Origin of the sequence: uncultured Rummeliibacillus sp. (assembly GCF_934216135.1) — a bacterium.
Taxonomy (GTDB): domain Bacteria; phylum Bacillota; class Bacilli; order Bacillales_A; family Planococcaceae; genus Rummeliibacillus.
The window spans coordinates 1-4,702 of sequence record NZ_CAKQBI010000068.1 but is presented as its reverse complement, the minus strand read 5'-3'; the positions used below and the strand labels follow the sequence as shown (position 1 = coordinate 4,702).

Here is a 4,702-nt window from a genome sequence, read left to right as displayed (position 1 = left end):
CCTTTAAATTTAAAATGCCAAATATTCCCGACTTCAGTATAGAGGTCGGGCTATTTGGCGTACAGGTACTATGCTATGGGGCGCTTACGATCAAAACTATATTTTTTAGGAGGTACAATGATTGTTAATAGGAGCAGTATTATTAGCTATTTTACTTTATTTTATGATAGATGCTGATAAGTCTAAAGTTGAAAGAATAAGCTCGTTCATTTTCTCGATTGTCCTTTATTCCATCTCGACTCTTTTCTTTTGGCAAAAATTTAACTATGACATTACAAAAATGAAAGGTTGGGTTTTTCCCGTCTCTAATGTGGTAACCCAATTGGTCTTATCGTTAATCTCTGTAATCGTCATATGGGTGTATTTTTACATAAAAGAAATTGTATCCAACTCTGAGAAGTTTTCATATAAACAAGTTTTTTTTCTATTAGTAAGAGTTATTCTTGTTTTTTTAGGGACTATTTCACTTTTCTCGAGTTACTGGGCGATGCATTATTTTGGCAACATAAAATTTGATCAAATCATGTTTACGATTAGTCAACCATTAACAGGAACGAATGTAACTCAAATTACTGATTACATAAAAGGACCTTTATTGCTGTCATTGATGACAACTTTTTGGCTTGTCGCACTCGGAGACCTTCTCTTTCTTTGCGCCAAAAAGCTGATAAAAAACAAAAGACTAATAAATACAGTCTATACTTTTTCAACTATTCTTTTTATAGTTTCTAGCTTTGCGTATAGCTTAAAACTATTAGGGTTCAATGATATAAAAGCCTATTTTTTTGAAACAACAAAAATGTACGACAGCTATTATGTAGATCCTAGAGATGTGTCGATGACTTTTCCAGAGAACAAGAGAAACTTAATTTATATTTTTTTGGAATCGATGGAAAGTAGCTACTCCTCTAAAGAGTATGGAGGAATAGAAAGTGAAAATTTGATTCCTAATCTAACGAACGAAGCACTTAATGAAGGAGTGAATTTTTCAAATAGAACTGATTTGGGTGGCATGATTACTATACCAGGTGCCAATCAGACAGTGAGCTCTATGTTTGCTCAAACCTCTGGAATACCATTACGAACCAGTGGATCGATTGATGAAAATAGTTACCGCTCAACACAGGAGTATTTCATGCCAGGAGCTTACACATTAGGAGAAATTTTACAGGATCAAGGATACAATCAGATGTTATTCATTGGGTCGCAAGGAACGTTTGGCGGGCGAGACAAATACTTTAAGCAGCATGGAAACTATACAATTAGAGATTATTACTGGTTTAAAAAAGAAGGAATTATCCCAGATGATTACTATGTATGGTGGGGGGTAGAGGATGAAAAAATATTCCCATATGCAAAAGAATCGCTTTCAGAATTAGCCAGTGCGGATCAACCTTTTAATTTCACAATGTTAACAACCAATACACACTTTGAAGATGGATTCAAGTCAGCTGCTACTCCTTATAAATTTACAGATCAATATAGTAACGTTATTTATTATTCTGATTATTTGGTAGAGGATTTGTTGCAATGGATTAAGCAACAAGATTTTTATCAGAATACGACAGTGATCGTTGTGGGGGATCATCTCACAATGGATAAAGATTTTTTTGAAAATATCGATCCTAATTACCAACGTACAGCATACAATGTTATTTTAAATGCGCCAACCACAATTCAGAAGTCTAATCACAACCGACTATTCAACGCGACTGATTTTTTTCCAACTACATTAGCTGCTCTTGATGTATCGCTTAGCAGCGATCGTTTGGGCATTGGAACCAATTTATATTCAAATACACCTACCCTTATGGAAGAAATGGGTCAGCAAAAGTATGTGCAAGAGGTAGCTAAGAAATCAGAGTTTTATAATAAAACATTCATTAAAGATGCACCATAACAAGCCATGTCTAGTAAACTACGTAGTTTGTATCCCTAATGTATTAAATGTTCTTAGACTAATTAAGTAAGTGTAATTTTGATTACTTCCATATAATTGTGTAAAAGTGAAGCAACAAAAAAGCCATTGATCTCAATTAGGAGTACAGTGTTTTTGCAGAAAGCATACTCAAATAGGAATGATATCAATGTCTCAAGTAAATTTTACTTTTTGAAAGCTGATAAGTTCAAGGAATGATAAATTTGAGTTTCCTCAAAAAATTGATAACAATTGAAAAATATAAAGCAAACGGGCAATTCATGGTAGAGATACGTGAATTGTCTGCTATTTTTAATGGTTTTATCGAAAATACAATCTCACTCTGTATTAAATTTGAATGTACGAAAAACAAACCAAACATTGTACTGAATCCCAAATCTTAGATTTAAAAATCTAAGATTTGGGGTGATTTTTTTATGGTATTAATTGACAAATTAAGTTAAACAATTCCTCTTTGCTTATGTGAATCAAGAATACTTCTATCGGTGTTTTATAGTTTAATGATCTTCGAGGGATATTATTTCTTTTCGATGCATTAGATTGGATAAAAGATTCATCAACTTTGTTGAAATCTGTTTGCTTTGGTAAACCATTTTTATGTAATAAACCATCCAATAATCTTAGGACAATTTGATATAAAAACTGGAAAATTGTTGTTATTTCATTTTTTGAGGATTAATATGTAGATGATAATAAAAATAAGTGGGTGAAAAATGATGAAGAAGGTCAAATTGTTAATTGGTATGGGAATAACAGCAGTGTTTTCGGGAATAATCATTGCAAGTACAGAAATTGTACGAGCGGATGATACAACTGGTGTTTTAATGTATCGCTTATACAATCGTAATAGTGGCGAACATTTTTACACAAAAGATGGGACAGAGAACGAAAATTCAAATAAATGATAATTTCATACCTTACTATCACCATGATAATAGGAGTATAAGTGGAAACTAGGGACGGTTATTTGAATGAAAAATAATTATCTAACTTAATTAGATGAATCAAAAATTAAAAAGGAAGTTTGTATGAAAAAAATAAATAAGGTCAACATATCCATTTTAGTAGTATTTTTTTTATTTTTATTGATTAATTTTTCTATAAATCTAGATGGTTTTGGTGATGATGGAACATTGTTTTTAAATCCACTGCAAGAATCATTCGACGGTAGTATGGTACTTTTTTTAAGAGATCGATACATACATTGGAGTTCTCGAATAATAATAGAATTTTTTACTCTATTATCTGTAAAATATCCCTTACTTTGGAGAATACTAAACACCCTGGCGATGACAACGGCTGTAGTATCACCCATATTCTTATTTAAATTTAAAGAGAAGAAATGGAGTTTGATCTTTGTTTCTTTCTTCTTATTTCTACTTATACCTAAATCAATGTTTAGTGAAACTGGCTGGATTGCTACAACAACAAATTATCTTTGGGTATTGGCCTCCTTATTAGGTTTTTTAGGAATTGCATTAGCTAAAAATAATAGATGGTATACATATATATTATCGTTGATTCTTGTTTTATATGCTGGGAACTTGGAACAAATGAATATAGTCCTACTCATTGTTATTCCAGTTATTTTTGTTTTATTTAAAAAGAGTAAAAAAAATTACATGCAATTAATACCTCATTTTTTACTTACACTCGGAAACTTATCGCTAATTTTGATATCTCCAGGTAATAAAACTAGATTCGAGATTGAAGTATCTAATAGGTTTACAGATTTTGAAAGTCTTACTTTTTTCAGAAAACTGGAATTAGGATTTTCTTCTACATATAAATTTTTATATTTAAATAATCAATTTGTCTTTCTCTTTCTTGCGTTATTAATATGTATAGCATTAATGAACAACAGTAAGTTATTAATTAATTTAGCTGCATTCATTCCGATGATGATTTTCGTGATTTTTAGTTTATTTGCAGATTATTTTTCCAAACTTTTACCAATAGTCGAATATATTTTCACATCTTTTAACAATTATGGTACTATTTTTCAATTTATGCATCCCATTACTTGGCTCGCCGACTTATTATTACTGCTTACCACTGGGAGTATTTTATTAGCTATAGTTTATATCTTTAAAGAAGATATACCAAAAGTAATTTTATTATTTTTTATTTTGGCACTAGGATTAATTACCCGTTTGATTATGGGATTTTCTCCAACTATATGGGCTTCAGCTTCTAGAACAAGTTTGTTTTTATTCTTTTGTGTCAATATTACTTCTTTGTTGATTATTGATGAGAAAAATAGTAGCTTTAGAGTTAGAAGCATTCTGATTGTTTTCGGGAGTATTTTGTATTTCAACTATTTTATTTAATCTTTACCGATTAATCATTCATTGGATGTCGTATGAAAATTTAGATTATTTATTGAATAACAAGTAGTGTTTTAAATTTGCGTAAATAAAATTGACCTATCGAATAGCCTAACTTCACCTATTGTAGTAAGGTTTTTTGATAGGTAGTTATTTTTCCTAAAGAAGCGTACCAGCGAATTCATGTAATGAATACTAACCATCTAGTGATCTAAAAATTGTAAGCGTCTACTTTAAGAAAAATTACCACTTATAATGGTCTTCTATTTTGAAAAATATATGTTTTCTTTTTAACTTATTATGTATAATGTCAACGGCACCTTTAAAATGTAGGAAAACCAACAATTTTAAATTGCCGTTTTGGGGGTGCGGACATAATCCTGGACCAAAAATGAACTCAGGAGGAATGCCCGTATGTTTTCCCACGAAGAACGTG

At 30.9% G+C, this 4,702-nt stretch carries 3 protein-coding genes and 1 pseudogene; 3 read left to right on the top strand and 1 reads right to left on the bottom strand.

Annotation, left to right across the window (positions count from 1 at the left end):
- Positions 1-121: 121 nt before the first annotated feature.
- Positions 122-1,900 carry an LTA synthase family protein gene (locus Q0977_RS17840; RefSeq protein WP_299516433.1) on the top strand — a complete coding sequence of 593 codons (1,779 nt, stop codon included), beginning with the start codon at positions 122-124 and terminating at the stop codon, positions 1,898-1,900.
- 453 nt (positions 1,901-2,353) lie between these two features.
- Here the strand turns inward: Q0977_RS17840 and Q0977_RS17835 are convergent.
- Positions 2,354-2,551, bottom strand: a pseudogene (locus Q0977_RS17835) (IS30 family transposase); the annotation flags it as partial.
- Between the two features lie 104 nt (positions 2,552-2,655).
- Here Q0977_RS17835 and Q0977_RS17830 point away from each other — a divergent pair.
- Entirely contained in the window at positions 2,656-2,844 is a 189-nt protein-coding gene (locus Q0977_RS17830) for a hypothetical protein (RefSeq protein ID WP_299516431.1), read from the top strand.
- 123 nt (positions 2,845-2,967) lie between these two features.
- A complete protein-coding gene (locus Q0977_RS17825) occupies positions 2,968-4,269 on the top strand; it encodes a DUF6056 family protein (protein WP_299516429.1) in 1,302 nt (433 codons plus the stop codon).
- Positions 4,270-4,702: the final 433 nt, after the last annotated feature.

Coding starts and splice junctions, on each gene's coding strand:
- Q0977_RS17830 (WP_299516431.1), top strand. CDS start 2,656: ATGAAGAAGGTCAAATTGTTAATTGGTATGGGAATAACAGCAGTGTTT.
- Q0977_RS17825 (WP_299516429.1), top strand. CDS start 2,968: ATGAAAAAAATAAATAAGGTCAACATATCCATTTTAGTAGTATTTTTT.